Here is a 23,349-nt window from a genome sequence, read left to right on the forward strand (position 1 = left end):
ACGCCCGCGACCGATCAAGGCTGAGCGCTTTTTTCCATCCGCGCCACCCATGGCTGCTCGTGCACCTGGGTGCGCGTGCGGGGCAAGTCCCCCGGCCGGCGGTGGTTCGTCCACAGCCCTTGCGGCCATGGGCGGGCGACAGGCTCGGCCTGGCATTCCTCGGAGCGTTGTTGATCCAACCACCATCCGAGGAGACCGCGATGAATGCCCGCCCACCCGAATTTTCGACCCCGTCCTTTGCCGATCTGCTGGCGCAATCGCGCCAGCCGTTTCCCGCGTCACGCAAGAGCTATCTGCCCGGCCAGCTGCACGCCGACCTGCGCGTGCCGGTGCGCGATATCGCGCTGACCAACGGCGAGCAGGTCAGCGTCTACGACACATCGGGCCCCTATACCGACCCCACGGTGCAGATCGATATCCGCCAGGGCCTGCCCTGTCTGCGCGCGCCCTGGCTGGATGCGCGCTGCGACACCGAGTGGTATGTGGGCCGCATGCGCATGGCGCTCGACGACGGCAGCCAGAGCGAGGAAGCGCAGCGCCTCAAGCAATTGCGCGCCGAGGCCGCTGGCCTGCAGCGCCAGCCGCGACGCGCCAAAAGCGGTGCCAACGTGACGCAGATGCACTACGCGCGCCGCGGCATCATCACGCCCGAAATGGAGTATGTGGCGCTGCGTGAGAACGGCCGGCGCGAGTGGATCGCCGCCTACCAGCAGGACTCGGCGCGCGAGCGGCGCCTTGCGGGCAACGCGCTGGGCGCCAGCATTCCCAAGATCATCACGCCCGAGTTCGTGCGTGACGAGGTGGCGCGCGGCCGGGCGATCATTCCGGCCAACATCAACCACCCCGAGATCGAGCCCATGGCCATCGGTCGCAACTTCAAGGTCAAGATCAACGCCAACATCGGCAACTCGGCCGTCACGTCGAGCATCGAGGAGGAAGTCGAGAAGCTGGTCTGGGCCACGCGCTGGGGCGCCGACAACGTGATGGACCTGTCCACGGGCAAGAACATCCACACCACGCGCGACTGGATCCTGCGCAACTCGCCCGTGCCCATCGGCACCGTGCCCATCTACCAGGCGCTGGAAAAAGTCGGTGGCGTGGCCGAAGACCTGACCTGGGAAATCTTCCGCGACACGCTGGTCGAGCAGGCGGAGCAGGGCGTGGACTACTTCACCATCCACGCAGGCGTGCGCCTGGCCTTCATCCACCTCACGGCAGCGCGGCGCACGGGCATCGTCTCGCGCGGCGGCTCGATCATGGCCAAGTGGTGCATGACGCACCACCGCGAAAGCTTCCTCTACGAGCATTTCGAGGACATCTGCGACATCATGAAGCAGTACGACGTGAGCTTCAGCCTGGGCGACGGCCTGCGCCCCGGCTGCGCCAGCGATGCCAACGACGAAGCCCAGTTCGCCGAACTGCAGACGCTGGGCGAGCTCACGCAGATCGCCTGGAAGCACGACGTGCAGACCATGATCGAAGGCCCGGGCCATGTGCCCATGCACCTGATCCAGGCGAACATGGAAGAGCAGTTAAAGCACTGCCATGAAGCGCCGTTCTACACGCTGGGTCCGCTGACCATAGACATCGCTCCGGGCTACGACCATATCGCCAGCGCCATAGGCGCGGCCATGATCGGCTGGATGGGAACGGCCATGCTGTGCTATGTGACGCCCAAGGAGCATCTGGGCCTGCCCGACCGCGACGACGTCAAGCAGGGCATCATGGCGTACAAGATCGCCGCGCATGCGGCCGATGTCGCCAAGGGCCACCCCGGAGCGCGCGCGCGCGACGACGCGCTGTCGCAGGCGCGCTTCGATTTCCGCTGGCAGGACCAGTTCAATCTGGGGCTGGACCCGGACACGGCCCAGGCCTACCACGACGAGACTCTGCCCAAGGACGCGGCCAAGGTCGCGCATTTCTGCTCCATGTGCGGGCCCAAGTTCTGCTCGATGAAGATCACGCAGGAAGTGCGTGAGTTCGCCGCGCAGAAGGGCCTGACCGAGGACGCGGCGCTGGCCCAGGGCATGCAGGCCAAGGCGCAGGAGTTCCAGAACACGGGCGGGCAGATCTACGTACCCATCGTGCCCGTGAACTGACGCGGGCCGGCTCAGGCCGGCAGCGCAAATCGCGTGGCGATGCGCGACAAGGCGCCGGCCTGTTCCTGCAGGCTCAGCGCCGCGGCCGCCGATTGCTGCACCAGCGCGGAATTGTGCTGGGCGTGGTCGTTGAGCGAATGCACGGCTTCGTGCAGCGCGGCGATGTCCTGTTGCTGGCCATGGGCCTGGCTGGTGATGTCGGTCATGCTCAGCGTGGCCTGCTCTATGGCCTTGAGCATCTGCGCGGTGCGCGCGCGTGCTTCGACGGCCAGCCGGCTGCTTTCGTCGACCTGCTCGCCCGAGGCCTGGACCAATTGCTTGATCTCCTTGGCCGCGGCCGCGCTGCGGTTGGCGAGCGCGCGCACTTCGGCCGCGACCACGCTGAAGCCGCGGCCGTGCTCGCCGGCGCGCGCGGCTTCGACAGCGGCGTTGAGCGCCAGCAGATTGGTCTGGAAGGACAGCGTGTCGATCACGCCCGTGATGTCTGCAATGCGCTGGGCGCTGGCCGCCATGTGGTGAATGGTGCCGGCCAGCGCTTCGATGGAGGCGCCGCTGGCCTGGGCGCTGACGCTGGCTTGCTGTGCCACCTGCTGGCCGCGGTCGGCAGCCTGGGTCGCCAAGGTCGTGGTTTCGGACAGCATGGCCAGATGCTCGCTCGCCGCCTGCAATTGCAGCGCGCCGTGTTCGGTGCGCTGTGACAGGTCGTGGTTGCCGCGCGCGATGTCCTGCGACGCGTGGGCCACATGGCGCGTCGCGCCCTGGAGTTGACCGACGAGATCGCGCAGGCTGGTCTGCATGCGCGCCATCGCGCCCAGCATCTGGCCGGCTTCGTCCCGGCCGCGGCTTTCGAGGTCGGTGCGCAGGTCGAGCGCGGCCACGCGCTGGGCCGCGCTGTGCGCCAGGGCCAGCGGCTGAACGATCCAGCGGCGCAGCGCCCAGCCCAGCCACAGGCCCAGCAGCACCGAAGCCGCGCACAGCGCGAGCAGCACGCTGCGCGCCGTGGCCGCGCTCTCGCCGGCCTCGCGCGCGGCGTCGTCCATGGCCTGGCGCTGGTAGTTCGACAGCGCCTGCAACTGCTGCGTGAGCGCCAGCGCCGACGGCAGGAACTGCTGGTCCACGGTTTCGCGTATGCGCTGCGTGAGGCCGCTGTCGCGCGCCGTGACCAGGGCCGCGCTCGCGGCGAGAAAATCGGCATGGCGTTTGTCCAGCCCCTGCCACAGCGTCTGCTCGGGCGCAGCCAGCGTGCGCTGGCTCACGGCCTGGCGCAGCTTGGCATATGCGGCTTCGTCGGTCGCCACTTCGGCGCCGAGCACGTCGCCGACTTCGGGCTCCGAGCTCAGGGCCATGGCCTTGAGGCGTTCGATATTGCGCGACTGCAGCCAGAACGCGTCGGCGACCTGGCGCTCGGCCGCGCTGCGTTCGGCCATCACGCGGTGCAATGCGTCCTGGCTGCGGTCCAGCGCCCAGAGACCGACGCCGGCCGAACCCCAGCCCAGGGCCAGGGCCAGCGCGAAAATCATCTGCAGCCGCGCGCCCAGCGAGCGGTGCCAGGCGATGCGCGTGCGCGCCAGGGAAGGGGAGGGAGTTTCGGTGGGAGCGGGCAGGGCCTGGGCCGGCAGTCGAAGGGCAAGAGAGGAAGACATGAACGCGCGAGGCTGAGAAGAGAGCAGGCCCGGCACGCCTCTGGGGGGCTGCTGTCCGGGCGGATGGTCACATGCTATTCACAGTCTGTGTAGGCTATATGACAGCCTCGCATCGCTTTATGACGCCGCTGTCTTATGCGTGATGTTCGCGCGCGCAAAAGGCCCAAAGCGTCATGCCGCTGACGATCAGCGCCGCATGACCCAGCGCCAGCCACAGTGCGCTGTGGAACAGCAGCGGCACCAGCGCCGACGTGATCAGCGCGAACAGCATCATCTGCACAAAGCCCTGCAGCGACGACGCCAGGCCGCGCATCGTCGGAAAGAAACCCACGGCCTGCAGCACCACCAGCGGGCTGATCAACGACCAGGACAGCGTGTACAGCGCGATCGGCAGCACGGCCCAGGGCAGGCTGGCCGTGAAGAACAGGTTGTAGCTCACGTTGACGACGCAGGCCAGCCCCATCAGCGCGAAGCCGATCTGCTTCTGGCGCGCCGGCGACAGCCGCGACGCCAGGATGGTGCTGATGACCGAGCCAAGCATGCCGCCGCCGACCAGCGGAATGAACAGCCAGCCGAAGCCGGTTTCGTCCTGGCCCAGCAGCGTGATGACGAACTCCGCGGCCGAAGCGATGTAGACCGCCATGCCCGAGCCCATCAGGCCTATGGCCAGCAGCATGCGGCGAAACGGCCGGTGGCGGATGGCGGTGAGGTAGTTGCGCGCGATCGGCCGCCAGGCCAGCGGCGTGCGCTGCTCCTGCGCCAGCGTCTCGGGCAGGCCGCGCCAGGCCGTGGCCAGCAGCAGCAGGGCGAACAGCGCCAGGAAGCCGAACGAGGCGCGCCAGCCGCCATGCAGCTGCAGCCAGCCGCCCAGAATGGGCGCAAGCGCAGGCGCGAGGCCGAACACCACCATGATCATGGCCATCATGCGCTGGGCCTGGGCGCCGTGGTAGCGGTCCTGCACCATCGCGCGCGACACCACCATGCCCGCGCCCGCCATCACGCCCTGGGCGGCGCGCAGCGCGATCAGCGTCTCTATGCTGGGCGACAGCGCGGCCAGCAGCGACACCAGGCCGAAGCCGGTCACCGTGAACAGCATCACGCGGCGCCGGCCTATCGCATCCGACAGCGTGCCGTAGACCAGCATCATCACCGCCAGGCCCAGCACATAGACGCTCAGCGTCTGCTGCACCACCGTGGCATCGACCGCGAACTCCTGGGCGATGGCGTGGAACGAAGGCAGATAGGTGTCGATCCCCAGCGGGCCCAGCATCGTGAAGAAGGCCAGCAGCAGGGTGAGTTTCAATTGGGACATAGAGCGGATAACAGGCCGGAAACGGCAGCGGCCAGGGGCGGCGGGCCGGCGGGAAATCGGGAGAAAGAAAAAGCGCCTCCGTGGAGGCGTGCGGTGCGTGCAGCTCAGCCGGCGGCCGGCGCGCGCTGGGCGTTCTTGGGCCGGAAGGCGTCGCAGACTTCACTGCGTGTCTCGAGGTAGGGGCCGCCCAGCAGATCGATGCAGTAGGGCACGGCCGCGAAGATGCCGGGCACGATGCTCTTGCCGTCGGCGTCCTTGAGGCCTTCGAGCGTCTGCGCAATGGCCTTGGGCTGGCCGGGCAGGTTGATGACCAGGCTCTGGCCGCGAATCACCGCGACCTGGCGCGACAGAATGGCCGTGGGCACGAAGCGCAGGCTGATCTGGCGCATCTGTTCGCCAAAGCCCGGCATTTCCTTGTCGGCGATGGCCAGCGTGGCTTCGGGCGTCACATCGCGCAGCGCCGGGCCCGTGCCGCCCGTGGTCAGCACCAGGCAGCAGCCGGCGTCGACCAGCTCGACCAGCGCTTGGCTGATCACGTCCTGCTCGTCGGGAATCAGCCGCGACTCGAAGGTGACCGGGTTGCGCAGCGCGCGGCCCAGCCAGTCTTGCAGCGCGGGCAGGCCCTGGTCGACGTAGACACCGCTGCTCGCGCGGTCGCTGACCGACACGATGCCTATGCGCACGGCGTCGCAGGCTGCGGCGTTCTCAGTCATCGTTGTCGTCGGCGGCCGCGGGCGCCGCGGGAGTCACTGCGCCGCGAAAGCCGTTGCTGCCCGACAGCTGCTCGCGCAGCAGCGCAAACAGATCGCGGTAGGCGCGGCTGACCTTGCGCGGTGCGCTGGGCGCGCCGTCTTCGGCGGGCTCGGCGGGCGCGGGCGCTGCGGCGGGCACGTCCTTGCGCGCCTGGCGGATCAGCGCACGGATCTGCTGCGAATCGGTTTCGGGGAAGCTGTCGAGCCATTCGGCCAGGGCGCCGTCATCGGCCATCAGGCGGTCGCGCCATTGCTCGGCTTGCAGCACCGTGAGCTTTTCGGTGGGCGAGCCGCTGCGCTGCTCTTCCATTGCCGCGTGGATGGCGGCGACCAGCGGCTCCTCGAGCTTGCGCATGATCTTGCCGATGTATTGCATCTGGCGGCGCTTGCCTTCGAAGTTGGTGATGCGACGTGCCTCGGCGAGCGCGTCGAGCAGCTTGTCGGACAGCTGCAGGCGCGCGAGCAGGTCGCTGCGCAGGTTCAGCAGGTCTTCACCGAGCTTTTGCAGCGCGTCGCTTTCGCGCTTCATATCGGTACGGCTGGAGTCCCAGGTTCCTTTGAGTTCGGCCTTGAGTTCAAGGTCGAGTTCGCTGCCTTCGGCAACGAACTGGCCTTTTACGAAGTAGCCTTTTTTTGGTTTGCGTGACATGGTAGGGGGCAATAGGATGGCAATGCAGGGCGCATCGCAGTGGCAAGTATCATAGCTGTCGCTATGAAAAAACCCCGCCCCCGCTCCGTAAGCACCGCCGCATTGCAGGCCGATTCCGGCTTCAGCTACAGCCGCCCCTTCTTTGAAGACCTTGTGGACCGTGCCTTGGTGCATGCCAAGAAGCTCGGCGCCACCGACGCCGGCGCCGAAGCCTCCGAGGGCTGCGGCCTGTCGGTGAGCGTGCGCAAGGGCGCCCTGGAGACCGTGGAACGCAACCGCGACAAGTCGCTGGGCGTGACCGTCTACCTGGGCAACCGGCGCGGCAATGCCAGCACCTCCGACTTCTCGGACGCCGCGATCGCCCAGACCGTGCAGGCCGCGTACGACATTGCGCGCTTCACCGCCGAAGACCCCACGGGCGGTCTGCCCGATCCCGCCGACATCGCCGAACCCGGCACGCACCGCGACCTCGATCTGTTTCATCCCTGGGCGATCACCAGCGAAGAAGCCGCTGCCATCGCCATGGAATGCGAAGCCGCGGCGCTCAAGACGCACAAGCGCATCACCAACAGCGAAGGCGCGGGCGTTTCGGCCCAGCAAAGCCATTTCTTCAGCGCCCATTCGAACGGCTTTCGCGGCGGCTATGCGAGCTCGCGCCACAGCCTGTCGGTCGCGCCCATCGCTTCGCTGCCCGGGCGCAACGCCGAAATGCAGCGCGACGCCTGGTACACCTCGATGCGCGCGGCTTCCGAGCTCGCATCGCCGGCCGAAGTCGGCCGCTACGCCGCGCAGCGCGCGCTCAGCCGTCTGGGCAGCCGCAAGATTCCGACCACCGAATGCCCCGTGCTGTTCGAATCCACGCTGGCCTCGGGCCTGCTGGGGGGCTTCGTGCACGCCGTGAGCGGCGGTGCGCTCTACCGCAAGACCAGCTTCCTGCTCGACTCCCTGGGCAAGCCGGTGTTCCCCAAGCACATCGATGTGCTGGAAGATCCGTTCATCCTGCGCGGCAAGGGCAGCTCGCCGTTCGACGAGGAAGGCGTGCGCGTGCAGCCGCGCAAGGTCGTCGATGCGGGCCGCGTGGAAGGCTATTTCCTGTCGAGCTACTCGGCGCGCAAGCTGGGCATGAAGACCACGGGCAATTCCGGCGGTTCGCACAACCTGGTCATGAGCTCGCGCCTCACGCGCGAAGGCGATGACCTCGATGCGATGCTCAAGAAGCTGGGCACGGGCCTGTTCGTGATCGAACTCATGGGCCAGGGCGTGAACTATGTGACCGGCGACTATTCGCGCGGCGCGAGCGGCTTCTGGGTCGAGAACGGCGAAATCGCTTTCCCCGTGCACGAAATCACCATCGCCGGCAACCTCAAGACCATGTTCAAGGGCATACAGGCCATCGGTGCCGACACCTACAACTATGGCGCCAAGACCGTCGGTTCGGTGCTGATCAACCGCATGAAGGTCGCGGGCAGCTAAGCGACGCAGCTCCTGCCGATCAAGGCCTGTGCCAGCGATGGCCCAGGCCTTTTTTGTGCTTCCAGGCGGCGCAAGGGAACCTCGCGCCATGGGGCCGTGTCAGACCCTCTTTGCACCAAGGATTTCTCATGCGCGTGATGACTCCCACTCTTTCCTGCCTGCGCGTGGCCGCAGCCGGCCTGCTGCTGGCGCTGCCGCTGGGCGCCGCCATGGCGCAGAGCGCGCACCACGGCCATGGCGCGCCGGCCCAGACTTCGCCCATGCAGCGCGCCTATGCGCAATCCATGGGGAAAATGCACGCCGACATGGAAAAGAGCGCGGCGGAAAGCGACGCCGATGTGGCGTTTGCCAAGGGCATGCTGGCCCACCATGAAGGCGCGGTCGCGATGGCGCGCATCCAGCTGCAATACGGCAAGGACCCGGCGATGCGCAAGCTTGCCGAGGAAGTGATCGCAGCCCAGGACAAGGAAATCCGGCTGATGCAGGACTGGCTCAAGGGCCGGCGCTGAAGGGGTTTGAATAGAAAAAGCGGGGCTCCATCCCCGTTCGTCCTGAGCCTGCCTCGCCGGCCGCGCAAAAAAAGAGCGCCCTCAGGCGCTCCCTTGCGGTGGTCGCGGCGTATCAGCCGGCCAGCGCGGCCTTCACGGCGGCAGACACCTGGCCCATGTCGGCCTTGCCTGCGAGCGCGGTCTTGACGGCGCCCATCACCTTGCCCATGTCGCCCGGGCCCTTGGCGCCGAGTTCGGCGACGATGGCCTGCACGGCGGCAGTGACTTCCTCGGCCGACATGCGCTGGGGCAGGTAGACCTTGAGCACTTCGAGCTCGGCCTTTTCCTTGTCGACCAGGTCCTGGCGGTCAGCGGTCTCGAATGCGGCGATGCTGTCCTTGCGTTGCTTGATCAGCTTGTCGACGATGGCGATGATCGCCACGTCGTCGAGCACCACGCGTTCATCGACTTCCTTTTGCTTCATGGCCGCCATCAGCATGCGAATGGTGCCCAGGCGCTCGCTGTCCTTGGCGCGCATGGCGGTCTTCATGTCTTCGGTAATTTGGTCTTTGAGGCTCATGGCAAGCTCCTGAAAGTGGAAAACGGAAATCGGAAAACAAAAAACCCGCGCCTGGCGTCCCGAGCGCGGGTTTGCGGCTTTTGAAGGCCGGCTTGAGCTTAGTACAGCTTCTTGGGCAGCTGCATGCTGCGAACGCGCTTGTAGTGACGCTTCACGGCGGCTGCCTTCTTGCGCTTGCGCTCGGAAGTGGGCTTCTCGTAGAACTCGCGAGCGCGCAGGTCGGTCAGCAGGCCGAGCTTTTCGATCGTGCGCTTGAAGCGACGCAGAGCGACGTCATAGGGTTCGTTTTCTTTTACGCGGATGGTGGTCATTAGCTAATGTTTCCAAATATTTGTTGCCGACAGCGGGAGCACGGGAGATCGAGCCTGTGCGCCATGTGCGGCGGTTGTTCCCCGTCTATAACTAGTATTGGCCGACGGGGCATTGCCAGCAAAGCCAAGGATTATAGACCAGTTATGGCCGGCTGCAGCGAATTCGCGCAGGCATGTGCGCTCGCCCAGGCCCACTGGAAGTTGTAGCCGCCCAGCCAGCCCGTGATATCGACCACTTCGCCAATGCAGAAGAGCCCGGGCTGGGTCTTGCATTCCATGGTCTGCTGCGACAGCACGCGGGTATCGACACCGCCCAGCGTGACTTCGGCTTTCTTGTAGCCTTCGGAGCCGTTGGGCGTGATTTCCCAGCGGCTCAGGCGCTCGGCGAGGCGGTTCAATGCCTTGTCGGATGCTTCGGCAATGGGACGCTGCAGTTCGGCGTCCTGGGCCACCCAGGCATCGGCCAGGCGGCTGGGCAGCCAGGTCGTGAGTTCGTTGGCGATCAGCTTGCGCGAGCGCAGCTTGGCCTGGGCCAGCGCCGCGGATAAATCCACATTGGGAGCGAGGTTGATCGACAACGGCGTGCCCGGCTGCCAGTAGCTCGAGATCTGCAGCACGGCCGGGCCCGACAGGCCGCGATGGGTGAACAGCAGGTCTTCATGGAAGGCCATGCGTTCCTTCTTGCTGCCGGTGCTGATTTCCACGGGCAGCGCCAGGCCCGACAACTGCGCATAGGGCTCCCAGGCCGCGCCGTCGAAGGTCAGCGGCACCAGGCCGGGCGTGCGCTCGATCAGCGGCAGGTCGAACTGCTGGGCCAGGCGATAGCCGAAGTCGGTCGCGCCGATCTTTGGAATCGACAGGCCGCCGGTCGCGATCACCAGGTTGGGCGCGCGCACCGGGCCGCGGTCGGTGGCCAGCAGGTAGCCGTCTTCGCCGTGCGAGACATTGCCCACCTTGCACGGCTGCCAGCGCTCGACGCCGCCGGCCGCGCACTCGGCGAGCAGCATGGCGATGATGTCTTCGGCCGAGCGGTCGGCAAACAGCTGGCCCTTGTGCTTTTCATGGTGGGCAATGCCGTGGCGGTCCATCAGCGCGATGAAATCCGCGGGCGTGAAACGCGACAGCGCCGAGCGGCAGAACTGCGGATTGCGGCCGACGAAATGCTTGTGCGGCTGGCGCACATCGAGTTCGCGGTTGGTGAAATTGCAGCGCCCGCCGCCCGAAATGCGGATCTTCTCGGCGACTTTTTCGGCATGGTCGATGAGCAGCACCTTGAGGCCGCGCTGGCCCGCCTGGGCCGCGCAGAAAAGGCCGGCAGCGCCGGCGCCGAGAATGATGGCGTCGTAGGAAAGAGGGGTGGTCACAGGCAGGCAGGGCAGGTCGGGGCGCCGAAGGCGCGGGTGGGCGCATTGTCCCCGAGCCGCGCGCGCCGGCCCCGGAGCGCACGCGAATAGCCCGCGAACGGCCGCTGGTTCGGCATCTTTTTACAATCGCCGCCATGAACCAACCTGCACACCAACTCAGCATGACCGTGCTGATGTCGCCCGACATGGCCAACTTCTCCGGGAACGTGCACGGCGGCGCGATTCTCAAGCAACTCGACCAGGTCGCCTACGCCTGCGCCAGCCGCTATGCGGGCCGTTATGTGGTCACGCTGAGCGTGGACCAGGTGATGTTCCTGCAGCCCATCCATGTGGGCGAGCTGGTGACCTTCCTGGCCAGCGTCAACCACACCGGTACCTCGTCGATGGAAGTCGGCATCAAGGTGGTGGCCGAAGACATTCGCAACCAGAGCGTGCGCCATGTCAACAGCTGCTTCTTCACCATGGTGGCCGTGGACGACGATCGCAAGACCGTGCCCGTTCCGCCGCTCAAGCCCGCCAACTACGACGAACGCCGCCGCTGGGGCGCGGCCGTGCTGCGCAAGCAGATCCGCAAGGAGCAGGCCGAACGTTACGAGCAGGTGCGGCAAGCCGCGGCAGCGGAAACCATCTGACCTGAATTCAGGCCGCGTGCTTTGCCTGCGAAGGCGCGGCTGCCCAGGCGGCAACGCCTTGCACCACATCGCCCACGACGATCACGCTGGGGCTGGCAAGCTTTTCTGCGTCTATGGTTGCCTGCAGGGTCGCCAGCGTGGTCACCGCATGGCGTTGGCCGGGAAGCGTCGCGTGCTGGATCACGGCCACGGGCGTCTGCGGCGGCAGGCCTTGCAGCAGGCCCTGCTGGATATGCGCGGCGCCGCGCATGCCCATGTAGATCACCAGCGTCAGGCGCAGGTCGCGCGCCGTGGCGGCGAGCTGCACCCAGTCAGTATCGTCGGCGCCGGGCTGGGCATGGCCCGTGATGAAGACCACGCCGCGCGCATGTGCGCGGTGGGTCAGCGGCGCGCCCAGCGATGTCAGGCCGGCCAGACCGGCGGTGATGCCGTTGACGATCTCCACTTCGATGCCCGCTGCGCGCAGGTGCTCGACCTCTTCGCCGCCACGGCCAAAAATGAACGGGTCGCCGCCCTTGAGTCGCACCACGTCATCGCCGTCCAGCACGGCCTGCAGCATCAGCTTTTCGATGAACGCCTGGGGCGTGCTCTTGCAGCCGCCGCGCTTGCCCACATAGACGATGCGCGCCGTGGGCGAGGCATGGGCGACGATGGCATCGCTGACAAGGTCGTCGACCAGCAGCACGCTCGCGGTCTGTATGGCCTTCAAGGCCTTGATGGTCAGCAGCTCCGGGTCGCCGGGGCCGGCGCCCACCAGGGTGCAACGGCCTGCGGGCCGGGAAGAAGTGGAGTGGTTCATGGCGGAACTCCGTCAGGCGTGGGGCGCCGGTGGGGTCTGTGCGGGCGCGGCTTCCAGCGCCTGCACGATTTGCAAAATAAACGCGACCTGTTGAGCGATCGCTTCGGGCACGGGCAGTTCGCCCGCAAGTACGCGGCGAGTGTAATCGGCCGTGGTCGCGACATCGATGGCTTCGGGCAGGCCCGCCACTTCGCTGGCCGTTCCCGGCTGCTGCTCCTGCAGCACGCGGTGCGCGCCGTGCACAAAGCCGTCGTAGCGCGGTGAGCGGCGCGGGTCGGCCACCACTTCACCTTCGAGCCCGCGCGACAGCAGCGCGCTCGCGCCCTGGCCCTGCAGGCATTCCTGCAGCATGCTCGCGTATTCGGGATGGGTATAGCTGGTGATCAGCACACTGGGGCCGGCGCAAGGGATATACAGCTTGGCCGCGCTGTGGCCCGGATTGCGCAGGCCTATCACTTCGCGCACCGCCAGCAACCGCGCCAGGCCGGGCTGCAGTTCGCCCGTGGCAATGTGGGCGACTGTGCCAGGCGCAATGGCCGGCAGTTCAGCCGTCAGATCCTCGGGCGCATGCGTGGCGGCAATGCCCAGCGCTTCGAGCACATCGCTGGCCAGCACCCGGCGCGCTTCGGTGCGCATGCCGTGCAGCAGCACCGGCAGACCTTCGCGCGCCAGCAGCAAGGCCAGCAGCGGCGTGAGCACGGGCAGCCGGCGCGCGCCGTTGTAGCTGGGCAGCACCACGGTAGGGCGGCTGCTCGCGGCGAACTTGCGGCTGCGCGCATGCAGCGCATCGAGAAAGCCGCCCATCTCGTCGGCCGACTCGCCCTTGATGCGCATGGCAATGCAGAACGCGCCGATCTCCAGATCGGTGACCTGGCCGTCGAGCACCTGCCCCAGCAGATCCTGCGCCTGCACGCGCGTGACCGCACGCGCGCCCCGCGCGCCGCGGCCTATGTCTTTGATGTAGTGGCTGATGCCCATGAATCGCTACCTGGATTGGTTGGTAGCGGTATTTTCGGGCATTTTTTAGAACTTTTTGTTATATGTAGCTGCGCGCTGCATCGCCTAGCGGAAGAAATCTCGTTGACGCATGAACCGGGCAACTGGATAGGTCGTGCGTTTGTTGCTAGGAAGATGGGTAAAGGCGCACGCTACCGATCTGCGACAACGGCTTGCTTTGACTTTAGGCGCCTACTGGCGGGCTTGATGTCCGCTTCGTCGGCGACCGAATTACATGATGTAATTTTTGGGGAATCTTTAGAAAGATGTCTGAGTGATGAATTCTTTATCTGATTTGATAATTAAAGGGTTGACCACTTTACGTTGAATTCGCTTAGCTGATTTTCAAGGTATACTTTATTTTCAAACCAATAATCAAAAATTTGGTTGTTGTTTTTTATATAAATATAATATCCGCCAGTGCTTCCTTCTCGATCATCGTAGATGATGAGTTGCCAACCACAATAATCTCCGGAAATAATTAATCCTTCTTGGGTTACAGGCATGGGATTATCCTAGTCAATGTAAGGGACATGGTTGTTGGATATGTATTTTCCGCTTGCGGGGTCTTTGATTGCGAAGTGTACATGAGGAATCCCTGGTTGGTGAGTGCCTTGCAGTGATCCCAAATCAATGCGAAACTCTCTTGTGCCATCTGCACTACGGAATACACCAGAACCGGGCTGGCCTATTTCTCGATAATTGGCGCCTAGGTATTTTTGACCCGCTGATAGTGCTTCGTCACTCGTTAGAACTATGGAGCTGGTGAAATTTCTCTTTCCAGACAATGTTTCATTAATTATTGCATCGACTCTCTGAAGGCTTTTTTCTCCAATTTCTATTTCTCTGTTGTTATTTTTGAACTTCTCCCAATTGCTATTCTTTTCAATGAAAATCAGCGAAGTTTTTTCATTTTTTATATCTGATTTTGTTTTGCTTGCTGCTTCTTCAATGATTTTTTTGGCGAAATTCTCTGTGGACTCTTTTGATTTTTTAATTATTCCACCTGCTGGGATAATTCCAATCGCAGCCCAAAGCCTGTTAATTTCCTCCCCGGTAAGACTGCTCTTCCCGGTGATCAACTGTGCAACGGACTCAAGACTTCCATAGATCGGCACAAGCTCAAGCATCGCTTGCGACAGTCGCTCCGCCTGCTGCTGCGTCAGCGTATTACTCTCGCTAATTGCTGCCAAATTAACGGCGATTTCCAGCTTTGCGACTTGCTGATCGATACGCCTGAAGTCTTCCTGCGAGCAATTCGTTCCGCATTCATTGAGCAAACGCGCATTTTCCTGGGCCAGCGTTCGTCTGACACCTGGGAACGGACTATGACTCACATAGTTGTTTGCGGCCTGAGTGAAAGCCGCAGCTGCCCCTTTCGCTTGACCGGCCGAGCCAAGCGCGGTGGCGACCGCAATGTTCAATACGTCTCGAACACCTGAAGGCAAGTTCAGTTCGGCAATTTTCTCGCCTATGACCGGAAGAAAGGTAGAGCTGATTGCCGCGCCCGCTGCGCCTTGAAGTCCGCCAGAGAGTACCCCAATTGCGCTGTGCAAGGCCCTTCTATATTCGCCGCCTTCTTCCCATTTCTCGGCAGTTTCCTCGTCGGCAGACTGCCTTGCGGCCAGGGCCTGTCGGTCGGCATGGATACTTGCGGCTTTGCCCGCCTGCTGCCCAAACGCCGCCGCAATTTTTGCATTGGCCTCCTGCTCCGTCATCAGCTTGTGACCATCCCAGTTCTTGGTAAGTCCTGGGTTGGCATCTTCGGTACGCACATCGCGGTTGATGCTGGCCACGGCTTCGGCGGCGGTCTGGCCTGTTTGGGCGAGTTGGGCCGCTTCGTCGGTGATGACGAGCAGGCCGGGGCTGACGCCGCTGCGCGTGGTGCTGCGCTCGCTGCCGCGGTCGCGGCTGATGCCGGCGGCGGCGCTGCCTGGCCGGCCCTGGTTGTTCACTGACCATTTGGCGGGGTCTGTGACTGTGTCGCTGCCGGTGGACTGGCCCGGTTTCTGGCCGCCCCTTGTGATGCCGGCGGAGAAATTGATGCCGCTGGCCTCGAAGTCGCTGCGGTTCTCTATGTCGCTGTGAATCAGCGTGGCGGTGACCAGGCGGTTGCGTTGGTTGTCGATCGCATTCTGGTTGCTGGCGATCACTCCGCCTATGAGGTGGGTCTTGCCCTTGACCTCAATGTCAAAACCGTCGTCTCCGGCTTGAATGCCGGCAGGCGTGCCCGTGCTGGCGAAATCGCCCCGGGCGCGGCTGGCGCTGTAGCCGGCGCTGCCTGCGGCATAGCCCATGCCCAGCGCCACCGAGCCGCTGGCATTGCTTTGTCTGCCTTCGAAACGGCTGGTGTCCTGCAGGCTTTCGATGGTCAGATTGCCGCCCACGCGGCCCAGCACTTTGGGGCCGCTGATGACGGCCTCGCGCATCAGCATGTCGCCGCCGGCATGAAAGTCCACGCCTTCGCCTCCGGAGATCCGGGTTTTTCGGTGGATCTGTTCTTCGCTCAGTGTCTGGCCCTTGCCCTTGCTGCCGCTGGCGCTCACGACGGGGCCGGTGGCGCTCAACGACAGTCCTAAGCCCGCGCTGCGGCTGCTGTTGCTGCTCGATTCGCGGCGGGTGTCGGGCGTGGTCAGCAAATCGATGCGGTTGTCGGAAATCAGCGTGGCTTTTTTGCCGGCATGGACCTGGCTGTCCTGGATCAGTAGATTGCTTTCCTTGCCCGCGCCGGTGGCCTTCAGATTGACATTGCCGCCGGCGAGTACCTGGCTCTGGCGCGAAGAGCTGCTGGTCCACGAGCGTTCGCTCTGGCTTTTGCTGCTGCCCAGCGTGAGGTTGAGGCTCAGGCCAGGACCCTTGCCGTTGGCCAGCCCTTTGAGCACGTCCTGCTGGGTATAGATGTTGAGCGCGGCCGTGGCCGCGGCCAGCGCCTGCATGCGGCCGTCGCTGGTCTTGCTGGCCGCATCGGCGAGGCTGGACGCGGTTTGCGCAATGCCTATCACGGGCGATGACAGCGAGAGGCTCAGGCCGCTTTGCTTGAATTGGCTGCGCGAGCTGCCTTTTTCGGTCTCGGGGCTGCCGGTGATCTTGATGTTCTTGGCCTGCACGTTGACATCACCTGCAGGCGCGAAGAGGTCGCTGCCGACCTGGCGATAGGCATTGCCAGCGGTGATGTCTACATTGCCCTCGCGGCTGCCAACGGCGGAGGCGGCGCTGGCCGTGCGTGTCAGGCGCTGATCCGTGCTCTGGCGCTGGCTGCCTATCATGACGCCCATGCCGCCGCTGCCGAAAACGCCGCTGCGCGTGCTCAGGTGATGGCTTTGCTGACTGGAAGTTTCTGGCGCCGCCAGAATGCTCAAATTGCCCTTGGCCTTGAGCTTGGTGTGCGTGTCGGAAAGCACATTGCTGGCGATGATGGCCATGTCCTGGCCGGCCTTGATTTCCACTGTCTTGCCGCCGAAGTTGCTGGCCTGCGTGCCGGTGGCTTCGACCTGGTGGGTATAGGTCGTGCTGCTGGAGCTGAGAAAACCCGAGCGTCGGCTGAAATATGCATCATCGAGCGCTCGCGTGGTCTGGCCTGCCGCGATTTTCACGTGCCGCTGCGCTTCGACCAACAGATGTTCGCCACTCTGGACCTGCGCAGCGCGCGCATCGATGTCTCTGCGCGCCAGTATCTGCGTCAGGCCCTGGGTATAAATCTGCGTGCCGACTTCCTTGCTGCCCTGCACAAACAGATGATTCTTCGGGTTCCAGGTGACGCTCGCGTCGTGGGTGGTGGTGACGGTGCCCAGGGTCACATCGCGCTGCGCGATAACGGATGTTTTGCTGCCTTCGACGGCGTTGGTCATCTGCACGCCGAGCAAGGTGATGTCGCGGCCCGCGGACAGGTGCAAGCCCGATGGGGCAGGGCTGTCGGCTGTGTTTGGGCTGGGCGCGGCGCCGGCGATAAGCTCGTTCACGTTGAACTTTTCCTGCTGAGCAGGGAGCAACGCAAATGCCGCCACCTGGTCGACCACGGTGTTGCCATGCGGCGCGCTGCGTGTGGTCGAGGCCGCATTGATATCGCGCTCGGCATGCGCCAGCAGGACCTCGGTGGCCGAGATGGTTCCGCCCTCTACATTGATATCGCGCGCGGCATGCAGGCCCACTCTCTTGCCGGTGATGTTGCCGGCCACATTGTTGATGTCGTGGGCGTCGATCTTCACCAGATTGCGGCCGGCAATGGTGGCGCTGTTTTGTACGTTCTGATCGGATTCGAAGCGGATTTCGTTCCCGCTGATCAGGCCGCCCTGGACATCCAGGTCGCCAGGCCGCGCAACCACATAGACCTTGGGCACCAGCACCGTTTCCACCGAGCCATCGGGCAGGGTCACGTTCTGCTCGACCAGCCACACCATGTCGCTGGTGAGCTTGGCCATCTGCGCGGCGCTGAGTGCCACACCGGGGCGCAAGCCGTGGGCCTTGGCGAAGGTCGTGCCGCTGAGCAGCAGCGCCTGGTATTGCGCGTCGTTGCTGCGGTAGTCACCCAGAAAGCGCCGGCCCGTGAGTTTGCTCACTTGTTGCTGCACCAGCTGCTGTTCGTAGAAACCGTCGCCCAGGCGCTTTTGCAGCCGGTCGCGGTAGGGCGCGGCGCCGCGGTATGGCGCCGCGCCGCGGCGCTGGTCGTCGTCGCTCGGATGCGGGTCCGTGCGCTGGCGCTCCTGTGGCAGTTCGTGCGCGCTTTCTTGCGCCGAGGTCGGCGCAGGGTCCAGGGCATCGAGCATCTGATCCGATGAGGTCAACGGCTGGCCGCGGGTAAATGCGGGATCGGTTTCGATCAGCGGCTGGTTGGCGCTGGCCGGGTGCAGTACATACAGAGCGCTTTGCGGTATGGATTCACCCGCGTCGAGCGTTCGGGCCAGCAGACCGGATTCGGTGGCGTGTTCCTGCACTACCGGGGTCGGCCGGCGTGCGTTGTCGCCGGTGTTCGGGTTGGCGTCGAGGCGGGTGGCCGGGCCCCGCGGGTGAAACTGCTGGAAGACCACGGTGGGAAGGTCGAAGCTGGTGACCTTCGTGGAGCTGTAGGGCTGCGGGGGCGAGTTGTACAGTTTTTGACGATCATCGAACTCACCACCGTGTGCCCACGTATAGCGTATGGCATCGCCCTGGGTCAGTGTTTTCTGGTTTCCCTTCGTGGCCTGGTTGTTGGGCGCCTTGGCATCGATGCGACCCCCAGCGGTCACGGTGGAGTCGATGTTGTTCACCTGGCTGGTGGCGAAATCCAGGTTGCCTCCTGCCTCGATGCGCGCGGGCAGGGTCTTCGTGACACGGTCCCGGGAGATGGTCTGCGTGACGTTGAAAATTCTGGTGTAGATACGCGAGTTGTCCAGCGTCTGGTTGTTCTTCTCTATGACCGCCAAAATGGCGGCATGGAGATTCTTCGCGGCCTGTATCGACTCCAGGTATGACAGCTGCGCCGCTTCGAACGCCCTTCTGTCGGTATCGCTTTGCCACTCAACGCGACCGGCTTCATTGAGGATGGCGCCAAAGTTCCAGGGCAAGGGCGCGGTGGCGGTGTAGTCTTTGGGCCGTGCAATGCCGAATTCGGCAAAGCGCGCGGAGCTTTCTGGCTCGAGCTGCAGCTGAATGTCGGGGGGGAAGTCCTCGCCATATTTGTTGCTGGTTTTGGTTTCGATGAATGCCGGGGGCAGCGTGCTCAGAAACTTGTCGGGAAAGACAGGCTTGAACATCCGTCCGTCGGACCTCGAACCGGGAATCGGGGTGTCGGGGTCGAATCCCCCCTTGCTCGCAGAATATGGTACGAACGTTCCCGGCTTCACTTCCCTGTAAAGCGCAGCGCTGTCGGGCTCCTTGCCCTGGAGGGAAATCAGATCGCCTGGGGCCCAAGTGGTCACATCTGCCAGCGGCGCGGTCTGCACGCCTGCGTTGAGGTTGTTGATGTCGCGCATTTCGAGCTTCATGTTTCCCTGGGCATCGATGCGCGCGCCGATGTTGTCCAGGCGCTGCCCCTTTCCGATCGCATGGCGCTGGGCATCGAGGCTTTCGCCCATTCGCAGGTCACCCAGGCTTTGCAGCGTGGCTCCTCCTGTGTTGATCACCACCGGCACGCCCAGATCGAGATCGCGGCGCGCGGCGATGATGGGCGTGGTCGCGGCGCCATCTTCCGGCCCGTTTTCAAGCCGTTGGGCCGCAATGGACAAATAGTCGCCATAGACACGGCCCGTGCCGAGGTTGTGCACGGCGTTGGCGTCCAGGCGCGTGTCCTGGCCGTCGATCAGGCCGCGATTGGTGATGTGCTGGCTTGCTCGGAGGGCCGTGGTGTCTTGCCGGGCGCTGATTTGCGCGCCGTGCTGGTTCTCGATCTGCGTGCCCACCAGCTCGGTGCCGGTGCCGCCAAGCAGCTGGCCCTGGTTGATCAAGCGCCCGGCGATTTCCAGCTTGAGCTTGCCGTTGGCCGCCAGCGTTCCCTGGTGGGTGAAGTCCTTGGCCAGCTCCAGCGTCAGGTCGCCCAGCGCATCGAAGCGGCCGGCGCCCGTGATGGTTTGATTGCGGATGTACAGGGAGTTGGCGGAAAACACCTGGCCGCCCACGTTGGACAGCGTCTGCGTGGCCTGTTCGAATGCCGTGCCCTTGGCCACGCCGGTATCGCGCAGCGTCAGCGCGTTGCCGGCCTGCAGATGGCCCTGGCTGTTGTCGATCGGCCCATTGCTCTGGATCAGCAGATTCTGCTGGGCAACGATGGCTCCGCCCGTATTGTTGGTGGGCGCATCGCTGGCGAACAGCTGCAGGTCGCCGCTGGACTGCATCAAGCCACCGGCGCTGTTGTCGATGCCCGCAGTGCTGGTGATCTGCAGCAGACGCTGCGCGCCCGAGGTCTGAATGGTGCCGCCGCTGTTGTTCAATGCGCCGCTTTCGATCTGCAGATCCTGGGCGGCCGCAATCTGTGACTGCTGGTTGTTCAGCGTCTGCGCAACGACCAGGCGCAGGTTGCCGTCATGGCTCACCAACTGCGCGTGGCGCTGGTTTTCGAGTTTCTGCGCCTTGAGGCTCAGGTCCTGGCCGGCACTGAGCGTGCCGGCGTCATTGGTGATGGTGCGTGCTTCGGCGGACAAGGATTGCGCGCTGCCCAGCACCCCGGCGGTGTTGTCGATATGGTGTGCGACCAGACGCAGATCGCCGGCTACGAGCAGCGCGCCTTCGGCGTTCAGCACGGAAGTCTGTGCGCCGGTCAGGCGCTGCAGCTGCAGCACGCCCTGGCGGTTGTCGAGCAGGCCTTCGCTGTGCATCTCGCGCAGGTTGGCGGCCGCGCTGTTCACAAACGAATGAATGGCTTTGACGTCGGTCGCTCCGTTGGCAAGCAGCTGGCCGGTGTTTTCCAGGCGCTGGGAGATGTGAATCGTGCCGCGGCGCAAGGGCGCATCGGCCACCGCCGGGGCCTCGGGCGCGGCGTCGCCCACGGGCGTTGCGCTATCAGTAGGCGCTGTGCCATCCTCAGCAACGGGCACAGCGGCCTGTGGCGCAGGCACGCCCAGTCGGGCTTTTTCGCCGGTGTTGGAGATTGCGAGGCTGCTGATTTCCAGCAGCTGCGGGCCCGTCTGGATGATCTGTCCGGCGTTGTCGAGGCGCGCGGCGGTGAGGTCCAGGCGCCGTGCGGTCAGCGTGCCGCTGTTGTCTATGCCTTTTGCCGTGAGCTCCAACTCGGCGCCCGCGCCCTGGCTCGCGATCACGCCCGAGTTGCTCAGCTGGCCGTCGGCGGACAGGGTCAGGGGGCCGGCCGTGGCCGCAAGCGTGCCTGCATTGCGCACGCCGAGTCCGGCCTCGGTGCCGATCAGCGTGATCTTGTGCGCATACATGCCGCCCAGGTGCGCGACGTCCAATGCGAACTGCGGTTTCTCCTGAGTGCCGTTCACCGTACTGGACTGCAACTGGCCATCGGCCGAGATTTCATTGACGCCGGTGACCATGCGCAGATCGCGGGACCAGAGGCCTGCATTGAGCGTGATGGCCCGGGCCAGCACCTGGGCATAGTTGGCCTGGCCGGTGTCCAGGCCGTTGCCCTCGAGGTGGATCGCACCGCCATGCACGCTGAATCCGTCGAGACTGCCGTTGGCGCCATAGCGCGGCGTGCCCGTGGTCAGGGTCAGGCCCGCGGCGTTGATCAGCGACAGCCCGTTGATCAGCAGTCCCGAGGGGTTGGCAACGATCACGTCGGCGCGTTGGCCCGCAACTTCGAGCGTGCCGGCGAGCCGCGACTGGGCCGCCGACTGGACTTCATTGACGATGACCCTGGCGCTGCCGTCGGCGAGCCAGGGATTGGCTTGCACCCAGCCGCCGATCTGGCTTTGCACAGCCGTGCGGCTGTTGTTCAGAATGGCGCCGCGCTCGCCTTGCTGGCCGATGTCGAACTGCCGGTAGCGGTTGCGGCTCACGCCGGCCGCCGACGGCGTCTGGATCTGCACGGTGGGCGTGCCGTTCGCCGAGTTCAGCACGATGGGCCGCTCCTGGCCCGGAGCCGCTGGGTCGGCGATGATCTGCGCAAGCCCGGCGGGCGCGGCGAGCAGCAGTGTCAGGGCGGCAGCGGCTGCAAGGCATGTCGACGACGCGGCGCCATGGCCGGCGTGGGCGGTTTCCTGCACGGCCATCCAGAGGCCGCGAGCCCGGTTGAAAATGACGCGGTGGAAATGCTGGTTCATGGCCGCTCCTCACAAGCCCATGCACCATGCTGAATGTCTGGAGGATCGCAGCGGTTCGGAAGCCCACCGGTTTTTGGATAGGCGCGGCAAGCAAGCCCATGCCGGAAATTTCGCGCAAGAAGCAAGGCCTGGGGAGGGGGCGAATTGTGAACAATTCCATTCGAGGCGCCGGGTTGTCGGGCAAGGGGTTTTTCCACGCGGTTTTGCGCATACGATGCCGCTGAAGATCTTTTTTGTTGATACGTGCGCCGCGCCGTTGGGCATGGCGCGAAGGAACCGCACCATGAATTCCTCGAACTCCTTGACCAATGAACTGCTGGGCCAGCTCCAGGGCGCGCCCATGCAAAGCATGGCGCAGCAACTGGGCATGGGCCCCGCAGAGACCGAGCAGGCCGTGGGCACGGCCTTGCCCATGCTGCTGGGCGCGCTGGGCAGCAATGCCACCCAGCCCCAGGGTGCAATGGACTTGTTCGGCGCGCTGCAGCGCGACCATGCGGGCGCGGCTGCGGGCAACGGCCTGGGCGACATGCTGGGCGGCGTGCTCGGCGGCTTTCTGGGCGGTGGCGGCGGTGGTCAAGCACAAGGGCCCGACGCCGCGTCCATCCTGGGCCATATTTTTGGCGGCAAGCAGCAGCAGGCCGAGACGGGCCTGGCGCAGGCCACGGGCCTGGGCGCCAACGCGGGCCAATTGCTGCAGATTCTTGCGCCCATCGTGATGGCATTTCTCGCCAAGCGCGTGCAGTCGGGCGGACTGGATGCCGGCGGCCTGGGCCAGGTGCTGGGCCAGGAAAAAGCGCAGGTGCAGCAGCAGGGCGGCGCCGCGGGCGATCTGCTGTCCGGTTTGCTGGACCAGAACGGCGACGGCAAGCTCGACGTTGGCGACCTGTTCAAGCTCGGCGCGGGATTTCTCGGCGGCCGGCGCTGAAGCTGGGCCGCGCGCGCGGTGAAGCGACCGGGCAGCGCGGCAGGTTTTTTGTCTTCAGGGTGGTTTTGGTTATTGCATTGCGGCGCGGCTGCGCAGACACTGGTCAGGCTTGTTCGACTTCAGGAGCCGGGTATGACGACTGTTGCAGACATCCTGCGGGCCAAGGGGAGCGCCGAAGTGCATTCCGTGGGCCCCGAAGATTCCATGCTCGAGGCATTGCAGCGCATGGCCGAACACCGCATCGGTGCGTTGATGGTGCTGGACGGCGCGCAGTCCGGCCATATCGCCGGCATCGTCACCGAGCGCGACTATGCGCGCAAGATCGTGCTGCAGGGCCGCAATTCGGCGACCACGCCGGTGCGTGAAGTGATGACGGCGTCGGTGCACTGCGTCGATACCGCGCAGACCTGCGAGGAATGCATGGCGCTGATGACGCGCCAGCGCATACGCCATCTGCCGGTGCTCGATGCGCAAAAGCAGCTGGTCGGCCTGGTGTCCATCGGCGATCTGGTCAAGGCCATCATTTCCGAGCAGCAATTCACCATAGACCAGCTCGAGCACTACATTTCGGGCCAGCGCGGCTGAGCTGCAGGGCCTTTTGCGCGCCTGAGCGCGCGGCGGCCCCAAGGGGTT

At 64.8% G+C, this 23,349-nt stretch carries 17 protein-coding genes; 6 read left to right on the top strand and 11 right to left on the bottom strand.

Annotated features, from left to right (window positions below; genetic code table 11):
* The first annotated feature begins 200 nt into the window (after positions 1-200).
* A complete protein-coding gene (gene thiC, locus KHY18_RS09035; RefSeq protein ID WP_213298282.1) occupies positions 201-2,099 on the top strand; it encodes a phosphomethylpyrimidine synthase ThiC in 1,899 nt (632 codons plus the stop codon).
* Between the two features lie 11 nt (positions 2,100-2,110).
* Here the strand turns inward: thiC and KHY18_RS09040 are convergent, their stop codons facing one another.
* From KHY18_RS09040 to yjgA, 4 genes are all read right to left on the bottom strand, one after another.
* Positions 2,111-3,742: a methyl-accepting chemotaxis protein gene (locus KHY18_RS09040; protein WP_213298286.1), complete on the bottom strand. Its 1,632-nt coding sequence runs from the start codon at positions 3,740-3,742 to the stop codon at positions 2,111-2,113.
* Positions 3,743-3,875: 133 nt separating this feature from the next.
* Positions 3,876-5,054 (bottom strand): multidrug effflux MFS transporter, encoded by a 1,179-nt coding sequence (locus KHY18_RS09045; RefSeq protein ID WP_213298289.1) that lies wholly within the window; start codon positions 5,052-5,054, stop codon positions 3,876-3,878.
* A gap of 104 nt (positions 5,055-5,158) precedes the next feature.
* Positions 5,159-5,767 (bottom strand): molybdopterin adenylyltransferase, encoded by a 609-nt coding sequence (mog, locus tag KHY18_RS09050; protein ID WP_213298292.1) that lies wholly within the window; start codon positions 5,765-5,767, stop codon positions 5,159-5,161.
* Positions 5,760-6,455: a ribosome biogenesis factor YjgA gene (yjgA, locus tag KHY18_RS09055; protein ID WP_213298295.1), complete on the bottom strand. Its 696-nt coding sequence runs from the start codon at positions 6,453-6,455 to the stop codon at positions 5,760-5,762. Before yjgA ends, mog begins: the two co-directional genes overlap by 8 nt.
* A gap of 63 nt (positions 6,456-6,518) precedes the next feature.
* Here yjgA and pmbA point away from each other — a divergent pair, with 63 nt between their 5' ends.
* Positions 6,519-7,928, top strand: a complete 1,410-nt coding sequence (gene pmbA / locus KHY18_RS09060) for a metalloprotease PmbA (RefSeq protein WP_213298298.1) — start codon at positions 6,519-6,521, stop codon at positions 7,926-7,928.
* 128 nt (positions 7,929-8,056) lie between these two features.
* The gene (copM, locus tag KHY18_RS09065) at positions 8,057-8,437 is read left to right on the top strand and encodes a CopM family metallochaperone (RefSeq protein ID WP_213298301.1); all 381 of its coding nucleotides are present in this window, start codon (positions 8,057-8,059) and stop codon (positions 8,435-8,437) included.
* 112 nt (positions 8,438-8,549) lie between these two features.
* Here copM and KHY18_RS09070 read toward each other — a convergent pair whose 3' ends face one another.
* The 3 genes from KHY18_RS09070 to KHY18_RS09080 form a co-directional block, all read right to left on the bottom strand.
* Entirely contained in the window at positions 8,550-8,996 is a 447-nt protein-coding gene (locus KHY18_RS09070; RefSeq protein WP_213298304.1) for a GatB/YqeY domain-containing protein, read from the bottom strand.
* Between the two features lie 98 nt (positions 8,997-9,094).
* Complete coding sequence (rpsU, locus tag KHY18_RS09075) at positions 9,095-9,307, bottom strand: 30S ribosomal protein S21 (RefSeq protein WP_159917519.1); 213 nt, start codon at positions 9,305-9,307, stop codon at positions 9,095-9,097.
* A gap of 131 nt (positions 9,308-9,438) precedes the next feature.
* Positions 9,439-10,671, bottom strand: a complete 1,233-nt coding sequence (locus KHY18_RS09080) for a BaiN/RdsA family NAD(P)/FAD-dependent oxidoreductase (RefSeq protein WP_213298306.1) — start codon at positions 10,669-10,671, stop codon at positions 9,439-9,441.
* A gap of 134 nt (positions 10,672-10,805) precedes the next feature.
* Here KHY18_RS09080 and KHY18_RS09085 point away from each other — a divergent pair, with 134 nt between their 5' ends.
* Entirely contained in the window at positions 10,806-11,303 is a 498-nt protein-coding gene (locus KHY18_RS09085; protein ID WP_213298309.1) for an acyl-CoA thioesterase, read from the top strand.
* 7 nt (positions 11,304-11,310) lie between these two features.
* Here KHY18_RS09085 and cobA read toward each other — a convergent pair whose 3' ends face one another.
* The 4 genes from cobA to KHY18_RS09105 all read right to left on the bottom strand — a co-directional run bounded on the left by cobA (position 11,311) and on the right by KHY18_RS09105 (position 21,791).
* A complete protein-coding gene (gene cobA, locus KHY18_RS09090; protein WP_213298312.1) occupies positions 11,311-12,102 on the bottom strand; it encodes a uroporphyrinogen-III C-methyltransferase in 792 nt (263 codons plus the stop codon).
* Positions 12,103-12,114: 12 nt separating this feature from the next.
* Positions 12,115-13,080, bottom strand: coding sequence for a DNA-binding protein YbiB (gene ybiB, locus KHY18_RS09095; protein ID WP_213298315.1), 966 nt, complete (start codon positions 13,078-13,080; stop codon positions 12,115-12,117).
* Between the two features lie 320 nt (positions 13,081-13,400).
* Positions 13,401-13,604: a hypothetical protein gene (locus KHY18_RS09100; protein ID WP_213298318.1), complete on the bottom strand. Its 204-nt coding sequence runs from the start codon at positions 13,602-13,604 to the stop codon at positions 13,401-13,403.
* Between the two features lie 9 nt (positions 13,605-13,613).
* On the bottom strand, positions 13,614-21,791 hold the full coding sequence (locus KHY18_RS09105) for a two-partner secretion domain-containing protein (protein ID WP_213298321.1): 8,178 nt from the start codon (positions 21,789-21,791) through the stop codon (positions 13,614-13,616).
* A gap of 283 nt (positions 21,792-22,074) precedes the next feature.
* Between KHY18_RS09105 and KHY18_RS09110 the strand changes: the two genes are divergently transcribed.
* The gene (locus KHY18_RS09110) at positions 22,075-22,716 is read left to right on the top strand and encodes a DUF937 domain-containing protein (RefSeq protein WP_213298324.1); all 642 of its coding nucleotides are present in this window, start codon (positions 22,075-22,077) and stop codon (positions 22,714-22,716) included.
* Positions 22,717-22,848: 132 nt separating this feature from the next.
* Complete coding sequence (locus KHY18_RS09115; RefSeq protein ID WP_213298327.1) at positions 22,849-23,301, top strand: CBS domain-containing protein; 453 nt, start codon at positions 22,849-22,851, stop codon at positions 23,299-23,301.
* Positions 23,302-23,349 lie beyond the last annotated feature (48 nt).

Source organism: Acidovorax sp. CCYZU-2555, from assembly GCF_018413525.1.
GTDB lineage: Bacteria > Pseudomonadota > Gammaproteobacteria > Burkholderiales > Burkholderiaceae_C > Comamonas.